The sequence below is a fragment of the Frigoribacterium sp. AC759 genome (assembly GCF_979256015.1).
This window is the reverse complement of the sequence record NZ_CEEDMT010000088.1, coordinates 1-275: the sequence shown is the minus strand read 5'-3', so window position 1 is coordinate 275 and position 275 is coordinate 1. Positions and strand designations below refer to the sequence as shown.

Annotated in this window: 1 protein-coding gene; it reads left to right on the top strand. The window is 64.4% G+C overall.

Annotated elements, in window-relative coordinates; translation table 11 throughout:
* On the top strand, positions 1-275 hold a 275-nt coding region (locus ACZ6JE_RS15200; RefSeq protein ID WP_464319480.1), incomplete at both ends, for an FtsK/SpoIIIE domain-containing protein.

Sequence of the window (275 nt, the reverse complement as noted above, 5' to 3'; positions counted from 1 at the left end):
CGTCGTCACCGATCCGAAGAAGGCCGTCGTCGCCCTGAAATGGACGGTGCGCGAGATGGAGGATCGCTATCGCCGCATGTCCAAGCTGGGCGTGCGCAACATCGCCTCCTACAACGAGCGCGCCCGCGAAGCTCAAGCGAAGGGCGAGCATTTCGAGCGCACGGTTCAGACCGGCTTCGACGGTCAGGGTCGCCCGGTCTATGAGTCCGAGAAGATCCGGCCCGAGCCCCTGCCCTTCCTGGTCGTGGTCATGGACGAAATGGCCGACCTGATGC